Raw genomic sequence first — 22740 nt, 5'->3', positions numbered from 1 at the left:
GCGTCTGACGCATCGGTGCGGTTCGGTGGTGCGGACGGCGTACTGTCGAAGGGACAGGCTTCCAGCCTAGATGCACGACACCCGAGCCCCACCGCAGCCAGCTGCACGACCGGAGGTACCCATGACCGTCGACGCCGATTCGACCTCGACCAAGTTCACCGCCTACGCCCACCCCGAGCGCCTCGTCACGGCGGAGTGGCTCGAAGCGCACCTGGGTGAACCCGGTCTCGTCGTCGTCGAGTCCGATGAGGACGTCCTCCTCTACGAGACCGGCCACATCCCCGGCTCGGTGAAAGTCGACTGGCACACCGACCTCAACGACCCGGTCGAGCGCGACTACATCGACGGAGCCGCCTTCGCCGCACTGCTCGGATCCAAGGGGATCTCGCGAGAGGACACCGTCGTCATCTACGGCGACAAGAACAACTGGTGGGCCGCCTACGCCCTGTGGGTCTTCAGCCTCTTCGGACACGAGGACGTCCGGCTGCTCGACGGTGGACGCGACAAGTGGATCGCGGACGGCCGGGCGATCACCCGCGATGCCACGGAGCGCGAAGCCGTCGAGTACCCCGTGGTGGAGCGCGACGACTCGGCCCTCCGCGCCTACAAGGACGACGTGCTCGCCCACCTCGGCAAGCCGCTCATCGACGTCCGCTCCCCCGAGGAGTACAGCGGTGAACGCACCACGGCGCCCGCCTACCCCGAAGAGGGTGCGCTCCGCGCCGGTCACATCCCGAGTGCGCAGAGCGTCCCGTGGGGCAAGGCGGTCGCCGACGACGGCACCTTCCGGCCGGCCGAGGAGCTGGACGCGATCTACCGCGACGGCGCAGGCCTCGCCGAGGGCGACGAGGTGATCGCCTACTGCCGCATCGGCGAGCGGTCGAGCCACACGTGGTTCGTCCTGCAGCACCTGCTCGGGTTCGACAACGTCCGCAACTACGACGGGTCCTGGACGGAATGGGGTAGCGCCGTGCGCGTGCCGATCGTCCAGGGTGCCGAGCCGGGCGACGCACCGACGCGCTGAACTCGTCCACCCACCGCCCTTCCGCACGGCTGCACTGTGCGGGAGGGCGGTCCGCTGTTCCTGGCTGCGATACTGGAGTGACCATGACCGATTCCCTCCTCGCCCCGAACCTCGCCGAGATCCGAGATGAGTTCCTCGCCGTCGAGGAACGCTCACGGCTGCAGCTGCTCCTCGAATTCAGCGACGAGCTGCCGGACCTCCCGGAGCGCTACCGCGACCACCCCGATCTGATGGAGCGGGTGCTCGAGTGCCAGGCGCCCGTGTTCTTCTTCGTCGAGGTCGACGAGGACGGCATCGTGCACCTGTTCGCGACGGCCCCCGAGGAAGCGCCGACCACTCGTGGGTTCGCGAGCATCCTCGTCCAGGGGCTCGCCGGACTCACCGTCGACGAGGTGCTCGCCGTCCCCGACGACTTCCCGCAGATGATCGGACTCTCCCGAGCGGTGTCGCCACTGCGACTGCGTGGGATGTCGGCGCTGCTCGGCCGGACGAAGCGCCGCCTCCGCGAACTCGCCTGAGTCGTCGGCCCGTCGGTCAGTGCCCGGGCGGTAGCGGCACGAGCTCGTCGAGCCAGTCCGAGACCGCGGCGGTCCAACGCTCCGGGTCGTAGTTCCAGAGCTTCGTGTGACGGGCGACGGTGAACGGGACGAACGTCACGATGTCCGGTCGTGCGAGGGCGAGCGCCCGCGACGGCCCTGCCGGGACGTAGCCGTCGTCGTCACTGTGCATCAGCAGGATCGGCAAGGCGAGGTCGGCGGCGTTGGCGACGTAGTCGAGCCGACCGAGATCGATGCTCGTCGCCTGCCCGGTCAGAAGGCGTCCCCACCGGCGGCTGATGGCGAGCAGGGCGACCCGACCGACCACGCTCGGGATCCGGTTCTCGCGGGCCTGGTGCTGCAGGACGTCCACCCAGTCGATGACCGGCGAATCGAGCGCGACGGCGCGGAGGAGTTCGGGGTGCGTCGTCCGCCGTGAGGCCTGGAGCACGATCGCTCCGCCCATGGACCAGCCCATGAGTACGACGTCGGCGGCGCCCTGTTCACGCACCCAGCCGATCGCGGCGTCCACGTCGCGCCACTCCTCGTCGCCGAGCGCGTAGCGGAAGTCCAGCGCGGGCGGAGCGTCGCCGTCGTTGCGGTAGGAGACGAGCAGGCACGAGTACCCGGCGTTGCGGAAGCTCGGCACCGCTCGGAGCGCTTCGGATCGCGTGGTCCCCCGGCCGTGCACCAGGACGGCCCAGCGGGTGGACGGTCCGTCCTCCGGGTGGATCGCCCACGCCGGCGCCGGCCCGAGTGGGGTCGGTACGAGCACGTCCTCGTGGGCGAGGCCCAGTTCCTCCGGGCGGCGGAAGAACCACCCGCTGAACTCGGCCTCCTGGCCGACGCGGAGTGCGTCGACGTCGCCGCCGAGGAGCGTCCGGACCACGGTGTGCTGCCGCACCTCGAGGATGTCGCCCAGCTGCACGTAGGCGGCCCGTCTCGTCACCCAGCTGCCGTAGCGGCCGGGGACGATCGTGTCCGGGGACGCGACGAGTTCGACCGTCCCGCCGGCACGGTCCAACCCGACGATGCGAGCCTCACTCGGGCGGTCCCGAGCCGGGACCACCACCTTGCGGGCGATGGTCGCGACGACGGCGAGTCCGAGGGCGCCCACGGCGGCAGCGGCTCCACCGGCGATGACGATCGCATCCGTCGCCGAACCCCGCCGTCGGATGCCGGTGCTCGCCGCTCCTCGACCGCCTGCCTGCGACCCGGGTCCGCGTCTCCGCCCGGCGTGCCTCTGCCCATTCATCGGGATGTAACTCTAGTCTTCACTCGTGGTAGAGAGTCCGACGACGGCAAAGGTTCCCGAAGAGTTCGCCCGAGCGGTGGACGCTGTTCGCGCTGCAGCCGTCCGGCCCGATCTGAGAGTCACGGAGATCCCCGCGCCGAGCAATCTCGCGCCGTTCGCCATCGCCCTCGCGGCCGACGTCTCACCGAGTCGCCACGATGCCGACTCCGACCTCGGTACGGGGCGGTTCGTCCTCCTCTACGACCCGGACGGCTCTGACGCCTGGGGTGGACGCTTCCGCGTCGTCTGCTTCGCCCAGGCCCCCCTGGAGACCGAGATCGGACTCGACCCGTTCCTTGCCGAGGTCGCCTGGTCCTGGCTCGTGGACGCCCTCGACACCCGCGGCGCCTCCTACCAGGCGGCGTCCGGCACCGCGACGAAGATCATCTCGAGTGGTTTCGGGGAGCTCGCCCGGCAGGGCGACGGCGCACAGATCGAGCTTCGAGCGTCGTGGACACCGCTGGAGAGCGACGTCGCGGCGCACGTGGAAGGATGGGGAGAGCTGCTGTGCATGCTCGCCGGCTTGCCTCCGACCACCGAAGGGGTCTCCCTGTTGTCCGTCAAACGAGCTCACCGTGAGTGACGCGGCGCCCGAATCAGCACCGCTCCTCCCCCCGCCCGCGCCCACCGCACCACGGGTCGTCACCGACACCCGCGAGGCCTACCTCGCCTCACTCGAGGTGCTCGCCGCGGGTCACGGACCGTTCGCGCTCGACGCCGAACGCGCGTCGGGTTACCGGTACTCCCAGCGGGCCTACCTCATCCAGGTCTACCGTCGCGGTGCCGGGGTCTTCCTCTACGACCCGCCCGCCATCGGCTCCATGGCCGAACTCGGCGCCCTGATCCAGGGTGAACGCTCGATCCTGCACGCGGCCAGCCAGGACCTCGCCTGTCTGCGCGAAGTGGGCATCGACCCGAGCGAGCTCTTCGACACCGAGCTGGGGGCCCGTCTGCTCGGGCTGCCGCGTGTCGGGCTCGGCGCAGTGGTCGAGGAACTGTTGGGCATCCATCTGGCGAAAGAGCACTCCGCCGCCGACTGGTCGACCCGCCCGCTCCCCGCCTCCTGGCTCGAATACGCGGCGCTCGACGTCGAGCTGCTCGTCGACGCCGCGGAGGAGCTGGCAGCCCGCATCGAGGACGCCGGGAAGAGCGACATCGCGCGCCAGGAGTTCCAGGCGACGCTGGCCCGGGAGGCGAAGGCACCCCGCGCCGAGCCCTGGCGCCGCCTCTCCGGACTCCACGCCGTGCGCGGACAACGCAACCTCGCCGTCGCTCGCGAGCTCTGGGTCGCGCGTGACGAACTCGCGCAGCGCCGCGACACCGCCCCCGGGCGGCTCATCCCCGACGCCTCGATCACTGCGGCCGCGAAGGCCAACCCCACCTCGAAGCGCGACCTCGCAGCGCTCTCGGACTTCCGTGGGCGCGCGAGCCGCACCGAACTCGACCTCTGGTGGAACGCGATCCACACCGGCCAGACCACCGAGGACCTCCCCGGTGCCCGACCGGCGAGCGACACGCTGCCACCCCCGCGCAGCTGGTCCGACAAGAACCCGGACGCGCACGCCAGGTACACCGCGGCACGGACGAAGATCCTCGCGACGGCGGAGTTCCTGACGATGCCGGTCGAGAACCTGCTCACGCCGGAGACGCTGCGCCGACTGGCCTGGACGCCGCCCGAACCGCTCACCGTCGAGACGGTCGCCGCGGCACTCGCCGAGCACGAGGCACGCCCCTGGCAGATCGACGCGACCGCCCGGGCGATCACCGACGCCTTTGTCGAGTCGGCCCAATCCCCGGTGGAGCCTGACCCGGACGCTTCGTAGGAAGCGCTGCACCCGGGTGTCCACCCGTGTCTGCCGCCTAGGATCGGGGCGTACCCCGAGAATGAGGAGGCAACGTGGCCGAACAAGCCGACGTCGTATTCGTTGATGGAGTCCGGACACCGTTCGGACGAGCCGGCGAAAAGGGCATGTACTGGAACACCCGGGCTGACGACCTGATCGTCAAGGCGATCATCGGACTGCTCGAACGTCATCCTGGTCTGCCGCTCGACCGCATCGACGAGGTCGCCATCGCGGCGACGACCCAGCAGGGCGACCAGGGGCTCACGCTCGGCCGCACCGCCGCGCTGCTCGCCGGCCTCCCGAAGTCCGTCCCCGGATTCGCGATCGACCGCATGTGCGCCGGAGCGATGACCTCGGTCACGACGCTCGGCAGCGGCATCGCATTCGGTGCCTACGACCTCGTCCTCGCCGGTGGCGTCGAGCACATGGGACGTCACCCCATGGGGCTGGACGCCGACCCGAACCCGCGGTTCCTCGCCGAGCGCCTCGTCAGTGAGGACGCGCTGAACATGGGCAAGACGGCCGAGCGCATCCACGACCGGTTCCCGCAGCTCACGAAGGAACGCTCCGACCGCTTCGGCATGCGCAGCCAGCAGAAGGTCGCGGCCGCCTACGAAGCCGGACGGATCCAGCCCGACCTCGTCCCGGTCGCGCTCCGGAGCGACAGCGGATGGGGACTCGCCACCGGCGACGAAGGGCTCCGGCCCGAGACCACGATGGAGGGGCTCGCCGGACTGAAGACGCCGTTCCGGCCCCACGGCCGTGTCACCGCAGGCAACGCCTCGCCGCTGACCGACGGCGCCACGGTGAGTCTGCTCGCCAGTGCCTCGACGGCGAAGGAGCTCGGTCTCACGCCGAAGATGCGCCTCGTCAGCTTCGCGTTCGCGGGCGTCGAGCCCGAGATCATGGGCATCGGTCCCGTCCCCTCCACGGAGAAGGCTCTGCGGAAGGCCGGTCTGTCGATCGAGGACATCGGTCTGTTCGAACTGAACGAGGCCTTCGCCGTCCAGGTGCTCTCCTTCCTCGACCACTTCGGCATCGACGACGAGGACCCGCGGGTGAACCCGTGGGGTGGCGCGATCGCCGTCGGGCACCCGCTCGCAGCCTCCGGCGTCCGACTCATGATCCAGCTCGCGGCGCAGTTCGCCGAGCACCCCGAGGTGCGCTACGGCCTCACGGCGATGTGCGTCGGCCTCGGCCAGGGCGGCACCGTGATCTGGGAGAACCCGTACTTCACCGGCAAGAAGGGACGCAAGTAGATGACCGACTACACGACCATCGACTTCTCGGAACTCGTCGCGATCAGCGGCGACGACGAGGTCGTGACGCGCTCCTTCGTCAAGGACGTCACCATGGCGAGCGGACGCACGATCGCGCTCATCACCCTCGACAACGGACGCGACCACACGAGGCCGAACACGCTCGGCCCGGTCACGCTGCTCGAGCTCGACGGCGTCCTCGAGGCGCAACGGACCCGTGCCGCATCCGGCGAGATCGACGGCGTCGCCATCACGGGCAAGCCGTTCATCCTGGCGGCCGGCGCCGATCTGAGCAAGGTCGGCGACATCCCGTCCCGTGAGGTCGCGACCAAGCTCGCGCAGCTCGGCCACCATGTCTTCGGCAAGCTCGAGGACCTCGGCGTACCGACCTTCGTCTTCATCAACGGACTCGCGCTCGGTGGCGGACTCGAGATCGGCCTCAACGCGAACTACCGGACCGTCGACGCCTCGGCGCCCGCGATCGCGCTCCCCGAGGTGTTCCTCGGACTCATCCCGGGCTGGGGCGGCGCCTACCTGCTCCCGAACCTGATCGGCATCGAGAACGCACTCAACGTCGTCATCTCCAACCCGCTCAAGAACAACCGGATGCTCAAGGCGCAGGACGCGCTCGCCTACGGCATCGCCGACGTCATGTTCCCCGCCGCCAACTTCCTCGAGGACTCGTTGCGCTGGGCCGACGGGGTGCTCGGTGGCACGGTGACCGTGCAGCGCAAGAACGTGCCGGGCAAGGTGGAGCGGACGATCAAGTGGCCGCTCGCCATCAGCACCGCCCGCAAGATGCTCGAGAGCAAGATCGGCACGGTCGCGAAGTCGCCCTACGCGGCCCTCGACCTGCTCGAGGCCGCCCGCAGCGGCACGAAGGCACAGGGGTTCGAGCGGGAGGACCGGGCGCTGTCCGAGCTCATCGTCGGCGACCAGTTCCAGGCGAGCATGTACGCGTTCGACCTCGTGCAGAAGCGCGCCAAGCGCCCTGCAGGAGCGCCCGACAAGCAGCTCGCCCGTCGGGTCACCAAGGTCGGCATCATCGGGGCCGGGCTCATGGCGAGCCAGTTCGCGCTGCTCTTCCTCCGGCGACTCCAGGTGCCGGTGGTCATCACCGACCTCGACCAGGGCCACGTCGACGCCGGCGTCGCCCGGATCCACGGCGAGATCGACACGCTCCGCGGGAAGGGGCGCATCTCCCCCGACGAGTCGAACCGCCTGAAGGCGCTCCTGTCCGGCACCACGGACAAGGCCGACTTCGCGGACTGCGACTGGGTCATCGAGGCCGTCTTCGAAGAGGTCGGCGTCAAGCAGAGCGTCTTCGCCGAGGTCGAGCAGTACGTCTCGGAGCAGGCGGTCCTCGCGACGAACACCTCCTCGCTCTCCGTCGAGGAGATCGGGGCGAAGCTCGCGCACCCCGAGCGGCTCGTCGGCTTCCACTTCTTCAACCCGGTCGCCGTCATGCCGTTGCTCGAGGTCGTCCGCACACCCCAGACGGACGACGAGACGCTCGCGACGGCCTTCGCCACCGCGGCGAAGCTGAAGAAGAGCGCCATCCTCACCGCCGACGCTCCCGGCTTCATCGTCAACCGACTCCTGGCGAAGGTCATGGGTGAGGCGGCGCACGCCCTGGACGCCGGCACCCCGCTGCTGACGGTCGAACGTGCCTTCGCGCCCATCGGCCTGCCGATGACGCCCTTCCAGCTCATCGACCTCGTCGGTTGGAAGGTCGCCGCGCACGTGCAGGACACGATGGTCGGGAAGTTCCCCGACCGGTTCTTCGCGTCGGAGAACCTCCACCGGCTCGCCGGCCTGGACTCGGTGGTCGAGAAGGACAAGGGCGGCAAGGTGACCGGCTTCACGAAGCAGGCCCAGAAGGTGCTCGTCACGGGCGACAGCCCGCTCAGCGAGGACGAGATCCTGCGACGGGTCGAGGACGGCCTCGCGTCGGAGATCAAGCTCATGTTGGACGAGGGCGTCGTCTCAGCCGCCCAGGACATCGACCTCGGGCTCATCCTCGGTGCGGGTTGGCCGTTCCAGGACGGCGGAGCGACGCCGTACCTGGACCGCGTCGGTGCGAGCGAGCGTGCCTTCGGCGACACCTTCCACCACCCGCCCATCCGGGGCGTCCAGGCGTAGTCCGCGCGGTGTCGCGAGAGCGGGGTGTCCTCCACCATCGGTGGACGGCACCCCGCTCTCGTGGTTGAGCCTCGAGCGACGCCGGCCCTCAGCGCCTGCCGGAGCTCAGCGGTTGACGGTGCTCATGTCCGGATACCGGTCGCCGGCCGGGAGACGGAGTGCGTCGAGTCGAGCGAGCGCGTCGGCCGACAGGGAGAGCTCGTCGGCGCCGAGGTTCTCCTCGAGGTACGGGATCCGCTTCGTGCCGGGGATCGGCGCGATGTCGTCACCCTGGGCCAGCAACCAGGCGAGCGCCACCTGGGCCGGTGTCGCATCGAGCGACGCGGCGATCCGGTCGACCTCTTCGACGATCGCGATGTTCGCAGCGAGGTTGTCCCCCGTGAAGCGCGGGTTGGCGCGACGGAAGTCGGTTTCGTCGAGCACGTCGAGCGATCGGATCGTGCCGGTGAGGAACCCACGACCGAGCGGCGAGTACGGGACGAAGCCGATGCCCAACTCACGGACGGTCGGCAGGATCTCCGCCTCCGGGTCGCGGCTCCAGAGCGAGTACTCCGTCTGCAGAGCCGTGATCGGGTGCACGGCGTGTGCACGCCGGATCGTGTCCGGAGCCGCCTCCGACAGACCGATGTACCGGATCTTGCCCTCGGTGACGAGCTCCGAGAGTGCACCCACCGTCTCCTCGATGGGCACGCCCGGATCCACGCGGTGGAGGTAGTAGAGGTCCACGACGTCGGTCCCGAGCCGGCGCAGCGATCCCTCGATCGACAGGCGCACGTTCGCGGCGCTGCCATCGGCGCCGAACTGTCCGTCACTGGAATTGCGGATCGTCCCGAACTTGGTCGCGAGGGTCACCTCGTCCCGGCGTGACCCGAGTGCAGCGCCGAGCAGTTCCTCGTTGAGGTAGGGACCGTACATCTCAGCGGTGTCGAAGAAGGTGACGCCGAGGTCCAGGGCACGGTGGATCGTCGCGGTCGACGCCGCATCGTCGAGGGCGGCACCGGTGTAGAACGCCGACATCCCCATGCAGCCGAGGCCGATCCGGGCGATGTCTGGTCCGGCTGTGCCGAGTGTGATGTGCTTCATCGTGTTGCCACCTGTTCTGTGTAGAGTTCGATCTTGCGATCGATGACCTCCAGCGACTGCTGCATCTCCTCGAGGCGGGCCAGGAACGAGATCCGATGCCGCAGCAGCAGCTCGAGCCTCGCCTCGGCGGTGTCGTCACCGCGCTGAGCCAACTCCGTGTACTCGCGGAGCGTCGCGATCGGCATGCCCGTCGATCGGAGCCTCGTCAGGAACACGACCCAGGACACGTCGCCCTCGCTGTAGCGGCGGTGCGTCGATGAGCTGCGGCCGATCGGACGTGGCATGAGCCCTGCGCGCTCGTAGTACCGGAGCGTGTGGACGCTCAGTCCGGTTTGTTCGGCGACGTCGGAGATGGCGTAGCCCTCGTGGAGAGTGGTCATGTCCACACGATACGACTTCGAGTGCACTCGAAGTCAAGCGCGTCACAGCCCGCGGTCAGGCGCCGTGCGGCCTCGTCGTGCTCCGCTCCGAAGACGTGTCCTGCTCGACGCGGTCGTCAGGCAGTGGGCGGGCGACGGGGATCCGGCTGCCGAGGACCTGTGCCACGACGTCGCGGGCGATCTGCTGCGCTGTGAGGCCCGCATCCTCGAGGATCTGCTCGCGGGACGCGTGGTCGATGAACTCGTCCGGCACGCCGAGCTCGTCGACGGCCGTGTCGACGCCGGCCTCGCGGAGGGTCTGCCTGATGCGGGTGCCGATACCTCCGACGCGGATGCCGTCCTCGATGGTGATCACGAGCCGATGCGCCGCGGCGAGCTCGACGAGCGATTCGGCGACGGGGACCACCCAGCGGGGGTCGACGACGGTCGCGCCGATGCCCTGCTGGGCGAGTCGGTCCGCCACGTCGATCGCGATGGGCGCCATCGGGCCGACGGCGACGATGAGGACGTCCGGCTGTTCGGTCGTCCGGAGGACGTCGACACCGTCGTGGAGACGTTCGACGGCCGGGAGCTCGGCGGGGGCGCTGCCCTTCGGGAACCGGATGACGGTCGGGGCGTCGTCGATCGACACGGCCTCGCGCAGTTCCTCGCGCAGCCGCTCACCATCGCGCGGCGCCGCGATCCGGATACCCGGGACGACCTGGAGGATCGCGAGGTCCCAGATGCCGTGGTGGCTCGGTCCGTCGGGGCCGGTCACGCCGGCGCGGTCGAGGACGACCGTCACTCCCGCACGGTGCAGCGCGACGTCCATGAGCAGTTGGTCGAAGGCGCGGTTCACGAACGTCGCGTACACGGCCACCACCGGGTGCAGCCCACCGAACGCGAGCCCGGCCGCCGAGGTGAAGGCGTGCTGCTCGGCGATGCCGACGTCGTGCACGCGCTCGGGGAAGCGTTCGGCGAAGGCGTGGAGCCCGACCGGTCGCAGCATGGCGGCGGTGATGGCGACGACGCGGTCGTCGGCCTCGGCCACCGCGAGCATCTCCTCGCTGAACACGGCCGTCCAGGACGGGCGGGCGGCCGCCCCGACGGGCTCCCCGGTCTCGGGGTCGATCACCCCGACGGCATGGAACTGATCGGCGTCGTCGTCCCGTGCCGGCTGGAACCCACGACCCTTCTCGGTGATCGCGTGGACGATCACCGGTGCGCCGTAGTGCTTCGCCTGGGTCAGGGCCTCCTCCATCGCGTGGATGTCGTGTCCGTCGACCGGCCCGATGTACTTGATGTCGAGGTTGGAGTAGAGCGCCTCGTTGTTCGTGAGGCGGGACAGGAACCCGTGGGCGCCTCCGCGGACGCCCCGATAGAGCGCGCGTCCCGGACCGCCGAGGAGGTTGAAGGCCCGCTGGCTGCGCTCGCGCAGGTCGCGATAGCTCCGGCGGGTCCGCACACCGCTCAGGAACCGCGCCATACCGCCGATGGTCGGCGCGTAGGACCGGCCGTTGTCGTTGACGATGATGACGAGCCGGCGGGTGTTGTCGTCGCTGATGTTGTTGAGCGCCTCCCACGTCATGCCGCCCGTCAGCGCGCCGTCGCCGACGACCGCCACCACATGGCGCTCGTCCTGCCCGGTCATCTGGAAGGCGCGGGAGATGCCGTCCGCCCAGCTGAGCGAGCTCGAGGCGTGCGAACTCTCGACGATGTCGTGCTCGGATTCGGAACGCTGCGGGTAGCCGGCGAGGCCGCCCCGGGTCCGGAGCCCGCTGAACTCCTGGCGGCCGGTCAGGAGCTTGTGCACGTAGGACTGGTGACCGGTGTCGAACACCATCGGGTCCGTCGGGGAGTCGAACACCCGGTGCATCGCGATCGTGAGCTCGACGACGCCGAGGTTCGGACCGAGGTGTCCGCCCGTCTTCGAGACGTTCGCGATGAGGAAGGCGCGGATGTCGCCGGCGAGTTCGACGAGTTCCGCCTCGGAGAGGCCGTCGAGGTCCCGGGGTCCGTTCACCTGATCGAGCACTGTCATGCTGTCGTCCCTCCACCGTGGGCCGACCGATCGCTCGGAGCCCGTCTTTCGAGTGTACGCGTCGTGGGCGGGGTGGGCGGCGAACGCCGCAGGCCGGCCCCGACGGTTGCTGTCGGGACCGGCCTGGTGGTAGAGCCTCGTCGTCAGACGAGGCTGCGGAGCACGTACTGCAGGATGCCGCCGTTGCGGTAGTAGTCGGCTTCACCGGGCGTGTCGATGCGGACGACCGCGTCGAACTCGACCGGCTCCTTGCCGGGAGCCGAGTGCTCGCTCGGGACGGCGCTCACGCGGACCGTCTTCGGCGTGGTGCCGTTGTTGAGCTCCTCGAGACCGGCGATCGACACGATCTCCGTGCCGTCGAGTCCGAGCGAGGCCCAGCTCTCGCCTTCCGGGAACTGCAGCGGGACGACGCCCATACCGATGAGGTTCGAGCGGTGGATGCGCTCGAAGCTCTCGGTGATGACCGCCTTGACGCCGAGGAGGCTCGTGCCCTTGGCCGCCCAGTCGCGGGAGGAACCGGAGCCGTACTCCTTGCCACCGAAGATGACGAGGGGCGTGCCCTCGGCCTGGTAGTTCTGCGACGCGTCGTAGATGAACGACTGCGGTGCGTCGGCCTGCGTGAAGTCGCGGGTGTAGCCGCCCTCCACGCCGTCGAGCAGCTGGTTCTTCAGGCGGATGTTCGCGAACGTGCCGCGGATCATGACCTCGTGGTTGCCGCGGCGCGAGCCGTAGGAGTTGTAGTCCTTACGACCGACGCCGTGCTCGTCGAGGTACCGGCCTGCGGGCGAGTCGGCCTTGATGTTGCCGGCCGGGCTGATGTGGTCGGTCGTGACCGAGTCGCCGAGCTTCGCGAGGACGCGGGCACCGACGATGTCGGAGACGGGGGTCGTCTCCATGGTCATGCCGTCGAAGTACGGGGGCTTCCGCACGTACGTCGACTCCTCGTCCCACTCGAAGGTCGAGCCCTCGGGGGTCTGGAGCGAACGCCAGCGCTCGTCGCCGTCGAAGACGCCGCTGTACTCGTGGTCGAACATCTCCTTGTTGATGGAGGTGTCGATCGTGTCCTGGACCTCTGCCGCGTCGGGCCAGATGTCCTTCAGGAAGATGTCGTTGCCGTCGGCGTCGACACCCAGGGCGTCGACCTCGAAGTCGAAGTTCATCGACCCCGCGAGGGCGTAGGCGATGACGAGCGGCGGGCTCGCCAGGTAGTTCATCTTGACGTCCGGGTTGATCCGGCCCTCGAAGTTGCGGTTGCCCGAGAGGACGGCGGTGACGGCGAGGTCGTTGTCCTGGACGGCGGTCGAGATCTCGTCGAGCAGCGGACCGGAGTTGCCGATGCAGGTCGTGCAGCCGTAGCCGACCGTGTAGAAGCCGAGGTCTTCGAGGTACTCGGTGAGACCGGCCTTCGCGTAGTAGTCGGTGACGACCTTGGAACCCGGAGCGAGCGTGGTCTTGACCCACGGCTTCGCCTTCAGGCCCTTCTTGCTGGCGTTCCGGGCCAGGAGGCCTGCAGCCAGCATGACCGACGGGTTCGAGGTGTTGGTGCACGAGGTGATCGCGGCGATCGCGACGGCGCCGTGGTCGAGGGTGAAGTCGACCCCGTTCTCCTCGAGGGTGACCTGGGTCGGCTTCGAGAGGGATGCCGGAGCGTGGCTGCGGTGCGTGTGGTGGTGGTGGTTGTTCTCGTCCTCGTCCTGCGGCGTGGTGCCGGCCGGGTCGGAGGCGGGGAAGGAACCGGCGCCGACGAGGTCGACGATGTCGTGCTCGACCGTGGCGTAGTCGACGAGGTCGCGCTCGAACTGGGCCTTCGCGTCCGTCAGCTCGATGCGGTCCTGTGGGCGCTTCGGGCCGGCGATCGACGGGACGACGGTGGCGAGGTCGAGCTCGAGGTACTCGCTGAAGACCGGCTCCTGGTCGGCGTCGTGCCACAGCTTCTGGGTCTTGGCGTAGGCCTCGACCAGTGCGATCTGCTCGTCGCTGCGACCGGTGAGGCGCAGGTAGTCGAGCGTGACGTCGTCGATCGGGAACATGGCGGCCGTCGAGCCGAACTCGGGGCTCATGTTGCCGATGGTGGCGCGGTTCGCGAGCGGCACCTCGGCGACGCCTGCTCCGTAGAACTCGACGAACTTGCCGACGACCCCGTGCTTGCGGAGCATCTGGGTGATGGTGAGGACGACGTCCGTCGCGGTGACGCCCGTCGGGATGGAGCCGTTCAGCTTGAAGCCGACGACCTTCGGGATGAGCATCGAGACGGGCTGGCCGAGCATGGCGGCCTCCGCCTCGATACCGCCGACGCCCCAGCCGAGCACGCCCAGGCCGTTGACCATGGTCGTGTGCGAGTCGGTGCCGACACAGGTGTCGGGGTAGGCGCGCAGGACGCCGCCGACCTCGCGCGTCATGGTGACGCGGGCGAGGTACTCGATGTTGACCTGGTGCACGATGCCGGTTCCCGGCGGGACGACCTTGAAGTCGTCGAACGCCGTCTGGCCCCAGCGGAGGAACTGGTACCGCTCGCCGTTGCGCTCGTACTCGAGCTCGACGTTGCGCTCGAGCGCGTTCTCGCTGCCGAAGAGATCGGCGATGACCGAGTGGTCGATGACCATCTCGGCCGGGGCGAGCGGGTTGATCTTGTCGGCGGAGCCGCCGAGTGCCTCGACCGCTTCGCGCATGGTGGCGAGGTCGACGATGCACGGCACGCCGGTGAAGTCCTGCATGACGACGCGAGCCGGGGTGAACTGGATCTCGGTGTCGGGGTCCGCGGTCGGAACCCAGTCGCCGATCGCGCGGATGTGTGCCTCGGTGATGTTGGCACCGTCCTCGGTGCGCAGCAGGTTCTCGAGGAGCACCTTGAGGCTGAACGGCAGCTTCTCGTGACCCTCCACCGTGTCGATGCGATAGATCTCGTAGTCGGTCGTCCCGACAGTCAGGGTGTCTTTCGCCCCGAAGCTGTTCACGGTGGACATATCGTCTTCTCCTTCGTTGGCGGCGGCGAGTGCTCACTCACGTGCGTTCCGACCAATCTTGCTGCTGGCGGGTGCTCCGCGGCTAGCAAGGCTTGCCTAACTACAGGCTGGGGCGCGTCGTGTCATCTCGGCATCGCTCATCTATCTTGATGTCGAGACAATTCTAGCATCGAGGATCGGGTCCTCTGGACATGACGAGAGCCCGGCCCGAGACACGCTGACGCGTCGGGCCGGGCTCTCGGCGGATCACTCGGTGGATGCCTGCGGCGCCTTCGGGAACACGGCGCGGACGACGAGCCAGCTGAGGACGAGCAGTGGTGCGTAGAGCGGGATGCCCATGAGGAGCCGGAGCGTCCCGAGGAGTTCGACGTTCCCACTGAAGTAGAGGGGCAGCTGCACGAGGAGTCGTGCGGCGAACATGGCCACCCACACCAGCGTGAGCCACCGCATGGCGCGTCGTTGTCCGGGGTGGGAGCGCCAGCTCGTGCCGCTGCCCATGAGGTAGCCGGCCACGAGTCCGACGACGGGCCACCCGACGAGCACCGAGACGAGGAGGGCCACGGCGTAGGCGCCGTTGGTCCAGAACCCGACGACGTAGAAGTCCTCAGCGCGCCCGGACAGCAGGGCCAGGGCTGCTGAGAGTGCGATGCCGAGGAGGCCGCCGACGGCCTGTGTCACCGGCTGCCGCTGCACGAGGCGTGCAATGGAGAAGAGGACCCCGAGTGCGACCGGAGCGATGATCGACGGGAGCAGGTCGAGGGTCAGCGTGTAGACGACGAGGAACAGGAGTCCTGGCAGGATCGCCTCGACGATGCCGCGCACGCCGCCCATGGCGAGCAGCAACGCCTTGCCGGTGGGGGCGTCGCCCTCGGCCATCGCGCCCAGACCGGACTTGCGTGCGGCGGCACCGAACGCAGCGGACATCGATTCACCGAGCCGCTGCCGATCCGCATCTCCCGTGGCATCAGGGGAACCCGACGCGTCACGGCGATCGACCGGGTCGACTCCGCGGGGCTCCGGTTCTCGTGCGTCCGTCATCGACTACGCGCTCGTGGCGGTCGGCATACGCAGCGGGATGAGGTCGCGCGGCGGCATGGGCGAGTTGCCCCGGACGACGACGAGGCTGCGGAAGAGGTCGTCCACGAGCGCGGCGGCGTCCGGCTTCGACGCGCCCTCCCCCGCGACGACGCCGCGGAGGAACCAGCGCGGACCGTCGACGCCGATGAAGCGTGCCAGGTGGGTCGCGTCGGTGCCTGCGGCACCACCGGTCGGCACCTCGGCGACGAGCTCCGGGCCGAACTCGCCCTCGCGCTCGGTCACGGTGCCGCCCTGCTGGGCGATCTGCTCGGCGATCTGCGACCGGGTCTCGTTCCACAGGCCGGTCGACCGCGGCGCGGCGAACGGCTGGACCTGCAGGGTGGAACCGGCGTAGTCGAGACCGACCGCGACGACCCGCTTCGTCGCCTCCTCCACCTCGAGGCGGAGGTTCAGTCCTTCGCGAGGCAGCACCTTGACGCCACCGAGGTCGATGTAGGGGCGGACGGGGTTCGCCTCGCTCTCGTCGAACGGGCCGGCGGTCTCGCGGTCCTCGGGTGCGGACTTCGCGTCGTCGGGCAGCTCCGCGTCGAGGTCGAGGTCTGGGAGGTCTTCGAGTTCGCTCATGCGAGGGTTCCTGTCTGCGCGGCACCGTCGGTGCTGATGGTTGGGTCGGTGGCGGCCGGTGTCGTGGCGAGCGAGCCGACGCCGGTCGAACCGAAGCCTCCGGCTCCTCGTGCACTGCCTGGCAATCGCTCCACCGGGATGAAGTTGGCGCGGGACACCGGCATCACGATGAGCTGGGCGATGCGGTCGCCCGGTTCGACGGTGAAAGAGGTGTGACGGTCGGTGTTGAGGAGCGTGACCTTGATCTCGCCGCGATACCCGGCGTCGACCGTGCCCGGCGAGTTGACGACGGTGATGCCGTGTTTCGCCGCGAGACCGCTTCGTGGGACGACGAACGCGGCATGGCCGTCGGGCAGTGCGATCGAGACGCCGGTGCCGACGAGGGCGCGCTCACCCGGCTCGAGCACGACGTGCTCGGCGGACACGAGATCCGCACCCGCATCGCCGGGGTGTGCATAGCCGGGCAGATCCGGCGCGATAATGAGTACGTCAACGCTTTCGGTCACGAATCGAGGGTAGTGCAGTTCTCTGAGACAAGGCAGACATGCAGCCGTACCGTGAAACCCTCTGGCCCAGCCCCTGGGTCATCATCGCCCTCGCCCTCGTGGTGCCGGCGACCATGCTCGTCCTCGCGCCCGTTTCGCTCGCGGCGGGGATCGTCGGGGCGGTGGTGCTGTACGGCGGGTGCCTTGCGCTGGCGTTCGGGACGGCGCCGAGGATCCAGGTCTCCGAGTCGAGCCTGTCGGTCGGGAAGGCGTCGATCCCGCTCGGGTTCATCGGTGAGGTCGTGGTGTACACCGGGACGGACGCGACCGCGCAGCTCCGCACCAAGCTCGATGCACGCGCCTGGCTCATGATCCGCGGGTGGGTGCACAGCCTCGTGAAGGTGGAGATCGTCGATCCCGCCGACCCGACGCCGTACTGGCTGCTGTCGTCCCGTCGGCCGCAGGCCCTGGCGGATGCGATCGCCGCCGCGCGCACGCACGCCTGAGGCGGCCACCGCTCTGAATCGGTCACCGCTCGAAGCCGCAACGACAGAACCCCTCCGGATCGTGATCCGGAGGGGTTCTGTGTGCCGCTTGCGCGGCGGTGCTGTCAGGCTGCGCACTCCGCGCAGATCGGGCCGAACTTGCCCTCGTGGTCGAGCTGCGAGCGGTGCTTCACGAGGAAGCACTCCATGCAGGTGAACTCGTCCGCCTGGGGCGGGAGCACGACGACGTCGAGGTCGAGGTCGGAGAGGTCGGATCCACCCAGGTTGTAGTCACCCGGGTTGTCAGCGTCTTCGGAGTCGACGACTCCGGACAGCTTGTCTGGAACGCGCTCCTTCAGGGCCTCGATCGACTCGGAATCGTCGTCGGTCTTGCGGGGAGCGTCGTAATCAGTTGCCATGCCTATCCACTTCTCGATGCCGTCGGAACAAAATCGGCGGGCACAGTTTGCATCAGTTCCGCATGAATTGCAAACCGTGTTCGGGAGGGTGTGCGGAACCTTCCCGTGCAACTGACGGCACGCCCGGCGTATTCCCCGAATACGCCCGTGATCCGTGAGAACGTGGGTCAATCACGTGGCACGCTGAGAGGCATTCATCATGCAGGAATTGAAGGTAGTCGGAGCGGAGCTCGGCGCTCTGATCGTTGCAGATCGGAACGAGGAGGAATACCGCCTCATCGTCGACGATTCGTTCCACGTCCACCTGCGGCGGGCGAAGCCGGCCGGTGCGCCGATCGGTGGGAACACCAAGATCTCTCCGAGGGAAGTGCAGGCGCACATCCGCAGCGGGCTCTCCGCCGAGGACGTCGCAGCGGTCACCGGTGCCTCACTGGAGTACGTGCAGCGGTTCGAGGGTCCGGTGATGGCGGAGCGCGAGCACATCGTCGGCACGGCCCTGGGCGTCGCCGTCCTGCCGACGACCGACACCTCGGCCGACGACATCGAAGCCACCTTCGGGAACGTCATCCGGGCTCGACTCGAGAAGCTCGGCGCGACCGACGAACGGTGGACGAGCTGGAAGGAGCCTGAGGGTGGCTGGATCGTCAAGCTGTCCTTCACGGCCGACCAGGTCGACCACGACGCCCGCTGGGCGTTCGAGCCGAAGAAGCTCGCCCTCACGCCCATCGGCAGTGAGGCCACGACCCTCTCGCGTCAGGGCGACCTGCCGGCCGCGCTGATCCCCCGCTTGCGTGCGGTCGACACCGACGACTCCCCCGACACCTCACGCTTCGACAGCGGCGCGTTCTCCCTGGACCGCGTGTCGACGCCGCAGCAGAGCGAGACCGACCGTCCCGCCGAGACGCGTCCGATCGAGCCGTTGCCGTTCGCGGCCGACACGGGCTTCGGCCGTGCACCGTCCTCGAAGGCTGCGACGCAGGCCGCGATCAACCGTGAGGCCTCGAGCCCCGAGCAGCACAACCAGACCGCCGACTTGCTCGAGGCGCTCCGCAAGCGCCGTGGCGAGCGGGAGTCCGCCCCCAGCGAACCCGAACCTGCCGAGCGCCCCAGTGCGCCGCACGCCGTCCCGGATCAGCAGACCCCGCTGGCGGTGTTCGACACCGGTGAGTTCGAGGCCGCGCAGCAGCGACGCGCGGGCGATGCCGAGTCCTCCGATGGCGGCACGCCGTCCGGAGCCAAGGCGCGCCGCGGCCGGGCGTCGATGCCGTCCTGGGACGAGATCGTGTTCGGTGCGAAGTCCGACGACGACCCGGTCTGATCGGTCAGGGCCTCAGGGCTCGTAACGACCGAGGCCGAGGAGTGGTATCCGGCGTTCGTCGTCGGTGAGCGATCCGTGCTGTCCGATCATGCCCCTCGCGCTCTGATCGGCGGGACGTGAGTCGTAGTAGGCGATGCGCTTCCGCGCTGCCACGATGACGTCGCCGATCCGTGGCAGCACCTCGGGGTCGACCTCGCCGTACCAGCCGTGGTCGATCGCCTGCTCGCGTGTCGCGATCCAGGCGCGCCCGCCTTCCTCGGCTCGCCAGGCCTCAGCCAGGCGCTCCCGATCCGCTGGGCCTGCATCGGCGTCGAGATAGAGGTGGAGGCATCGCGGCTCCCCGCCGATGTGGCGGACACCGGCGACCAGCTCGGGCACCTGGTCGAAGAGTACATGTTGATGGGGTGCGACGTCGATCACCCCGTGGTCGGCGGTGATGAGCGCGCCGGTCGACGCGGGCAGGCGGGACGACCACCGCTTGAGATCGCCGTCGAGCTCCTCGAGGAGCGCCGTCCAGCGTCCCGACTCCCATCCGTACTCGTGCGCCGCCTGATCGAGCTCGGGGACGTACACGTAGCTGAGTGTGGGTCCGGCGGTCGTGGACACGATCTCTCGGGCCGCGTCGAGGCGGTCCGCCATCGAGCGTCCGGCCCGGTAGTCCGCCCCTCGGAGCACGGCTCGGGTGAAGCCCGAATTGCGGTACCGCTCCTGACCGATCACCGTCGTGGTGACGCCCTCGCGCTCTCGCTCGCTCGAACACGGTCGGGAGGCGCTGCCAGGTCTCGGGCACCATGCCGGCGTCCCAGCCGCTGAGTTGGTTCACGACCCGGTCCCCCGCCACGTCCCGTGCTCGGTAGCTGACGAGGCCGTGCCGGCCCGGCAACGCCCCGGTGGTCAGCGTCGCGATCCCGGCCGCGGTCGTCGACGGGAACGCCGACGTCGTGGTGGAGCGCGGGCCGAGGCGCGGCGCGAGGAACCGAGCGTGGGCGGCGGCTCCGCGGAGGTTCGCGGCGCCGAGGCCGTCGACGAGGACGACGACGGCATGGTCGGCCGCGGGCAGCGATCCACCGCCCACCGTCAGGGATGCGAGGCAATCCGGGAGGACACCGGCAAGGCTGCGTGACTCCGGATCGACCGTCGGTAGCATGGTGGTCATCGGGCTCAGTCTCGCACACCGCGCTGACGACCACGCCCCGCCATCCTCGCCGAGCACCGGCTCGACTCCCCTCAGCAGAGACACGGAATGACCCGCCAACAGCAGACCCCGCCGACGGAGACCAGTGGCGAGCGCATCGAGGACATCGATGTCTCGTCGGAGATGCAGACCTCCTTCCTGGAGTACGCCTATTCGGTCATCTACGCCCGTGCCCTCCCCGACGCGCGCGACGGCCTGAAGCCGGTGCAGCGCCGCATCCTGTACCAGATGACCGAGATGGGCCTGCGCCCGGATCGTGGCCACGTGAAGTCGGCCCGCGTCGTCGGCGAAGTGATGGGGAAGCTGCACCCGCACGGCGACACCGCGATCTACGACGCACTCGTCCGCCTCGCACAGCCCTTCACGCTCCGCGTCCCGCTCATCGACGGGCACGGGAACTTCGGCTCGCTCGACGACGGACCCGCCGCGCCGCGGTACACGGAGGCCCGGCTCGACGCCGCCGCACTCGCGCTGACGGCCGACCTCGACGAGGACGTCGTCGACTTCGTCCCGAACTACGACAACCAGTTCATGCAGCCCGAGGTCCTCCCGGCCGCGTTCCCGAACCTCCTCGTGAACGGCGCCAGCGGCATCGCGGTCGGTATGGCGACCAACATGGCGCCGCACAACCTCGTCGAGGTGATCGGTGCGGCACGGCACCTCATCGCGCATCCTCAGGCCACCCTCGAAGACCTGATGGAGTTCGTCCCGGGTCCCGACCTCCCCTCGGGCGGCACGATCGTCGGTCTGGACGGCATCAAGGACGCCTACGCCACCGGGCGCGGCTCCTTCAAGACCCGCGCGAAGGTCTCCGTCGAGCCGGTCACCGCGCGCAAGACCGGCCTGGTCATCACCGAACTGCCCTACCTGGTGGGTCCGGAGAAGATCATCGAGAAGATCAAGGACGGTGTCAGCTCCAAGAAGCTCAACGGCATCTCCGACGTCACCGACCTGACGGACCGCATCCACGGGCTCCGCCTCGTGATCGGGATCAAGACCGGCTTCTCCCCAGAAGCCGTCCTGGAGCAGCTCTACCGCTACACGCCCCTCGAGGACTCCTTCAGCATCAACAACGTCGCGCTCGTCGACGGCGGCCCGCAGACGCTCGGCCTCCGGGAACTGCTGCAGGTGTACGTCGACCACCGCATCAGCGTGGTCACCCGCCGGAGCCGGTTCCGGTTGGCGAGACGCAAGGAACGCCTCCACCTCGTGGAGGGGCTCCTCATCGCCATCCTCGACATCGACGAGGTCATCCAGGTCATCCGCGCGAGCGACGACTCCGAACAGGCCCGCGCGAGGCTCATCGAGGTCTTCGACCTCTCGCAGCTGCAGGCCGAGTACATCCTCGAACTCCGTCTCCGACGACTCACCAAGTTCTCGCGGATCGAGCTCGAGGCCGAGCGCGACAAGCTGCTGGCCGAGATCGCCGAACTCGAGCGGTTGCTCGGGAGCCAACGACTCATCCGGGCCGCGGTCTCCGCAGAGCTCGCCGCTGCGGCCGAGCAGTTCGGCACGCCGCGCCGGACCATGCTGACGAACGCGAAGCCGAGCGTCGCGACGACCGGTCGAGGGAAGAGCGCCCCGGTGCTCGAGCTCGCCGACACCCCGTGCCGCGTCTACCTCAGCGCGACCGGACGGGCGCTCCGCGTCGACCTCGAGCAGGACGCACCCGCACCACGACCCGGTCGGCGAAGCAAGCACGATGCGATCCTGAGTGTCGTCGAGACCACGAGCCGCACCGAACTCGGTGCGGTCACGAGCCTCGGTCGCGTCATCCGGTTCACCCCGCTCGACCTCCCCGCGGTGCCGGCGGCCTCCATCCAGCTCGCGGCCGGCGTCCGGATGGGCGAGTACCTGTCGCTCCCGAACCGGGATGAGCGCGTGCTGGCGATCGTCTCGCTGACCTCGGAGCAGCCGATCGTGCTGGGAACCGAGACCGGCGTCGTCAAGCGGGTCATCCCCGGGGATCTGCCGAACAAGCCGGACTTCGAGGTCATCACGCTCAAGCCGCGCGACCACGTCGTCGGGGCCACGCAGGTCGGCGACGACGCGGAACTCGTCTTCGTCGCCTCCGATGCACAACTGCTCCGTTTCGCCGCGACGTCCGTCCGTCCGCAGGGGCGGGCCGCGGGTGGCATGGCCGGCATCAACCTGGCGGCCGGTGCGAAGGTCATCTCGTTCACGGCGGTCCTGCCCACCGACGACGTCGTCGTCGTGACCGTCGCGACCAATTCGCTGACGCTCGCCGGAACGGACACCGGGAGCGCGAAGGTGTCGGAGTTCTCCGAGTTCCCCGCCAAGGGTCGTGCGACCGGCGGTGTCCGGTCGCAGCGCTTCCTGAAGGGCGAGGACCAGCTGGCCGTCGCGTGGGTCGGCGCCGCTCCGGCGCACGCCGTCGGGACGGACGGGACACCGCGGACGCTCCCGGAGGTCGGCGCGAAGCGGGATGCCTCAGGGGTGCCGCTCGACGCCCCCGTCGGGTTCATCGGCGGCGCGATCACCGCACCGGCAGCACCGGCGACGGACGACGCGGTAGCGAGCGACGAATCGTCCTGATCGGAGCTCCGCACTGACGAAGGCCCGGACTGAGCGCACTGCTCGATCCGGGCCTTCGTCGTCGGTCCTGCTTCT

General features: G+C 69.2%; 20 protein-coding genes and 1 pseudogene. 10 read left to right on the top strand and 11 right to left on the bottom strand.

Annotated elements, in window-relative coordinates; genetic code table 11:
- Window positions 1-121: 121 nt before the first annotated feature.
- A complete protein-coding gene (locus AC5JOC_RS10620) occupies window positions 122-1024 on the top strand; it encodes a sulfurtransferase (protein WP_124769315.1) in 903 nt (300 codons plus the stop codon).
- Between the two features lie 83 nt (window positions 1025-1107).
- Window positions 1108-1542, top strand: a complete 435-nt coding sequence (locus tag AC5JOC_RS10615; protein WP_071260092.1) for a SufE family protein — start codon at window positions 1108-1110, stop codon at window positions 1540-1542.
- Window positions 1543-1558: 16 nt separating this feature from the next.
- On the opposite strand, the gene AC5JOC_RS10610 is transcribed toward AC5JOC_RS10615, so the two are convergent.
- A complete protein-coding gene (locus AC5JOC_RS10610; protein WP_079705892.1) occupies window positions 1559-2815 on the bottom strand; it encodes an alpha/beta hydrolase family protein in 1257 nt (418 codons plus the stop codon).
- 25 nt (window positions 2816-2840) lie between these two features.
- Here AC5JOC_RS10610 and AC5JOC_RS10605 point away from each other — a divergent pair, with 25 nt between their 5' ends.
- The 4 genes from AC5JOC_RS10605 (at window position 2841) to AC5JOC_RS10590 (ending at window position 8099) form a co-directional block, all read left to right on the top strand.
- Window positions 2841-3437 (top strand): DUF3000 domain-containing protein, encoded by a 597-nt coding sequence (locus tag AC5JOC_RS10605; protein WP_079002473.1) that lies wholly within the window; start codon window positions 2841-2843, stop codon window positions 3435-3437.
- On the top strand, window positions 3430-4677 hold the full coding sequence (locus AC5JOC_RS10600; RefSeq protein ID WP_079705891.1) for an HRDC domain-containing protein: 1248 nt from the start codon (window positions 3430-3432) through the stop codon (window positions 4675-4677). Before AC5JOC_RS10605 ends, AC5JOC_RS10600 begins: the two co-directional genes overlap by 8 nt.
- Before the next feature lie 74 nt (window positions 4678-4751).
- The gene (locus tag AC5JOC_RS10595) at window positions 4752-5957 is read left to right on the top strand and encodes a thiolase family protein (protein ID WP_064293790.1); all 1206 of its coding nucleotides are present in this window, start codon (window positions 4752-4754) and stop codon (window positions 5955-5957) included.
- Complete coding sequence (locus AC5JOC_RS10590; RefSeq protein ID WP_494246425.1) at window positions 5958-8099, top strand: 3-hydroxyacyl-CoA dehydrogenase NAD-binding domain-containing protein; 2142 nt, start codon at window positions 5958-5960, stop codon at window positions 8097-8099.
- Window positions 8100-8204: 105 nt separating this feature from the next.
- On the opposite strand, the gene AC5JOC_RS10585 is transcribed toward AC5JOC_RS10590, so the two are convergent.
- The 7 genes from AC5JOC_RS10585 to dut form a co-directional block, all read right to left on the bottom strand.
- Complete coding sequence (locus AC5JOC_RS10585; protein WP_124769310.1) at window positions 8205-9182, bottom strand: aldo/keto reductase; 978 nt, start codon at window positions 9180-9182, stop codon at window positions 8205-8207.
- The gene (locus tag AC5JOC_RS10580; RefSeq protein WP_079706306.1) at window positions 9179-9562 is read right to left on the bottom strand and encodes a MerR family transcriptional regulator; all 384 of its coding nucleotides are present in this window, start codon (window positions 9560-9562) and stop codon (window positions 9179-9181) included. Before AC5JOC_RS10580 ends, AC5JOC_RS10585 begins: the two co-directional genes overlap by 4 nt.
- A gap of 55 nt (window positions 9563-9617) precedes the next feature.
- On the bottom strand, window positions 9618-11582 hold the full coding sequence (gene dxs / locus AC5JOC_RS10575) for a 1-deoxy-D-xylulose-5-phosphate synthase (RefSeq protein WP_064293787.1): 1965 nt from the start codon (window positions 11580-11582) through the stop codon (window positions 9618-9620).
- A gap of 143 nt (window positions 11583-11725) precedes the next feature.
- Window positions 11726-14545 carry an aconitate hydratase gene (locus tag AC5JOC_RS10570; RefSeq protein WP_124769307.1) on the bottom strand — a complete coding sequence of 940 codons (2820 nt, stop codon included), beginning with the start codon at window positions 14543-14545 and terminating at the stop codon, window positions 11726-11728.
- Window positions 14546-14791: 246 nt separating this feature from the next.
- Window positions 14792-15469 (bottom strand): DUF3159 domain-containing protein, encoded by a 678-nt coding sequence (locus AC5JOC_RS10565; RefSeq protein WP_192004936.1) that lies wholly within the window; start codon window positions 15467-15469, stop codon window positions 14792-14794.
- Between the two features lie 117 nt (window positions 15470-15586).
- Complete coding sequence (locus tag AC5JOC_RS10560; protein ID WP_086473327.1) at window positions 15587-16207, bottom strand: DUF3710 domain-containing protein; 621 nt, start codon at window positions 16205-16207, stop codon at window positions 15587-15589.
- Complete coding sequence (gene dut, locus AC5JOC_RS10555; RefSeq protein WP_079705885.1) at window positions 16204-16713, bottom strand: dUTP diphosphatase; 510 nt, start codon at window positions 16711-16713, stop codon at window positions 16204-16206. Before dut ends, AC5JOC_RS10560 begins: the two co-directional genes overlap by 4 nt.
- Window positions 16714-16751: 38 nt before the next feature.
- On the opposite strand from dut, the gene AC5JOC_RS10550 reads away from it, so the two are divergent.
- Entirely contained in the window at window positions 16752-17198 is a 447-nt protein-coding gene (locus AC5JOC_RS10550) for a DUF3093 domain-containing protein (protein ID WP_079705884.1), read from the top strand.
- 104 nt (window positions 17199-17302) lie between these two features.
- On the opposite strand, the gene AC5JOC_RS10545 is transcribed toward AC5JOC_RS10550, so the two are convergent.
- Complete coding sequence (locus tag AC5JOC_RS10545) at window positions 17303-17596, bottom strand: DUF4193 domain-containing protein (RefSeq protein WP_056005937.1); 294 nt, start codon at window positions 17594-17596, stop codon at window positions 17303-17305.
- A 199-nt stretch (window positions 17597-17795) separates the two neighbouring features.
- Between AC5JOC_RS10545 and sepH the strand changes: the two genes are divergently transcribed.
- Window positions 17796-18914 carry a septation protein SepH gene (gene sepH, locus AC5JOC_RS10540; protein WP_138947033.1) on the top strand — a complete coding sequence of 373 codons (1119 nt, stop codon included), beginning with the start codon at window positions 17796-17798 and terminating at the stop codon, window positions 18912-18914.
- A gap of 12 nt (window positions 18915-18926) precedes the next feature.
- Here the strand turns inward: sepH and AC5JOC_RS10535 are convergent, their stop codons facing one another.
- A complete protein-coding gene (locus tag AC5JOC_RS10535; protein WP_494246424.1) occupies window positions 18927-19634 on the bottom strand; it encodes an alkaline phosphatase family protein in 708 nt (235 codons plus the stop codon).
- A 70-nt stretch (window positions 19635-19704) separates the two neighbouring features.
- A pseudogene (locus tag AC5JOC_RS10530) lies at window positions 19705-19893 on the bottom strand (alkaline phosphatase family protein); the annotation flags it as partial.
- Between the two features lie 3 nt (window positions 19894-19896).
- Here AC5JOC_RS10530 and AC5JOC_RS10525 point away from each other — a divergent pair.
- A complete protein-coding gene (locus AC5JOC_RS10525) occupies window positions 19897-20037 on the top strand; it encodes a hypothetical protein (RefSeq protein ID WP_494246423.1) in 141 nt (46 codons plus the stop codon).
- A gap of 120 nt (window positions 20038-20157) precedes the next feature.
- Complete coding sequence (locus tag AC5JOC_RS10520; protein WP_192004939.1) at window positions 20158-22665, top strand: DNA gyrase/topoisomerase IV subunit A; 2508 nt, start codon at window positions 20158-20160, stop codon at window positions 22663-22665.
- Window positions 22666-22740 lie beyond the last annotated feature (75 nt).

Source organism: Plantibacter sp., assembly GCF_059073635.1.
Note: the sequence above shows the minus strand (reverse complement) of the source record. Positions and strands in the feature narration are given on the sequence as shown.

What these genes read in the sequence shown, in the direction of transcription:
- AC5JOC_RS10570 (WP_124769307.1), bottom strand. Translation starts at nt 14,545, where the DNA reads ATGTCCACCGTGAACAGCTTCGGGGCGAAAGACACCCTGACTGTCGGG.
- AC5JOC_RS10580 (WP_079706306.1), bottom strand. Translation starts at nt 9,562, where the DNA reads ATGACCACTCTCCACGAGGGCTACGCCATCTCCGACGTCGCCGAACAA.
- dxs (WP_064293787.1), bottom strand. Translation starts at nt 11,582, where the DNA reads ATGACAGTGCTCGATCAGGTGAACGGACCCCGGGACCTCGACGGCCTC.
- AC5JOC_RS10620 (WP_124769315.1), top strand. Translation starts at nt 122, where the DNA reads ATGACCGTCGACGCCGATTCGACCTCGACCAAGTTCACCGCCTACGCC.
- AC5JOC_RS10565 (WP_192004936.1), bottom strand. Translation starts at nt 15,469, where the DNA reads ATGTCCGCTGCGTTCGGTGCCGCCGCACGCAAGTCCGGTCTGGGCGCG.
- AC5JOC_RS10585 (WP_124769310.1), bottom strand. Translation starts at nt 9,182, where the DNA reads ATGAAGCACATCACACTCGGCACAGCCGGACCAGACATCGCCCGGATC.
- AC5JOC_RS10610 (WP_079705892.1), bottom strand. Translation starts at nt 2,815, where the DNA reads ATGAATGGGCAGAGGCACGCCGGGCGGAGACGCGGACCCGGGTCGCAG.
- AC5JOC_RS10550 (WP_079705884.1), top strand. Translation starts at nt 16,752, where the DNA reads ATGCAGCCGTACCGTGAAACCCTCTGGCCCAGCCCCTGGGTCATCATC.
- AC5JOC_RS10590 (WP_494246425.1), top strand. Translation starts at nt 5,958, where the DNA reads ATGACCGACTACACGACCATCGACTTCTCGGAACTCGTCGCGATCAGC.
- AC5JOC_RS10615 (WP_071260092.1), top strand. Translation starts at nt 1,108, where the DNA reads ATGACCGATTCCCTCCTCGCCCCGAACCTCGCCGAGATCCGAGATGAG.
- sepH (WP_138947033.1), top strand. Translation starts at nt 17,796, where the DNA reads ATGCAGGAATTGAAGGTAGTCGGAGCGGAGCTCGGCGCTCTGATCGTT.
- AC5JOC_RS10545 (WP_056005937.1), bottom strand. Translation starts at nt 17,596, where the DNA reads ATGGCAACTGATTACGACGCTCCCCGCAAGACCGACGACGATTCCGAG.
- AC5JOC_RS10560 (WP_086473327.1), bottom strand. Translation starts at nt 16,207, where the DNA reads ATGAGCGAACTCGAAGACCTCCCAGACCTCGACCTCGACGCGGAGCTG.
- AC5JOC_RS10520 (WP_192004939.1), top strand. Translation starts at nt 20,158, where the DNA reads ATGACCCGCCAACAGCAGACCCCGCCGACGGAGACCAGTGGCGAGCGC.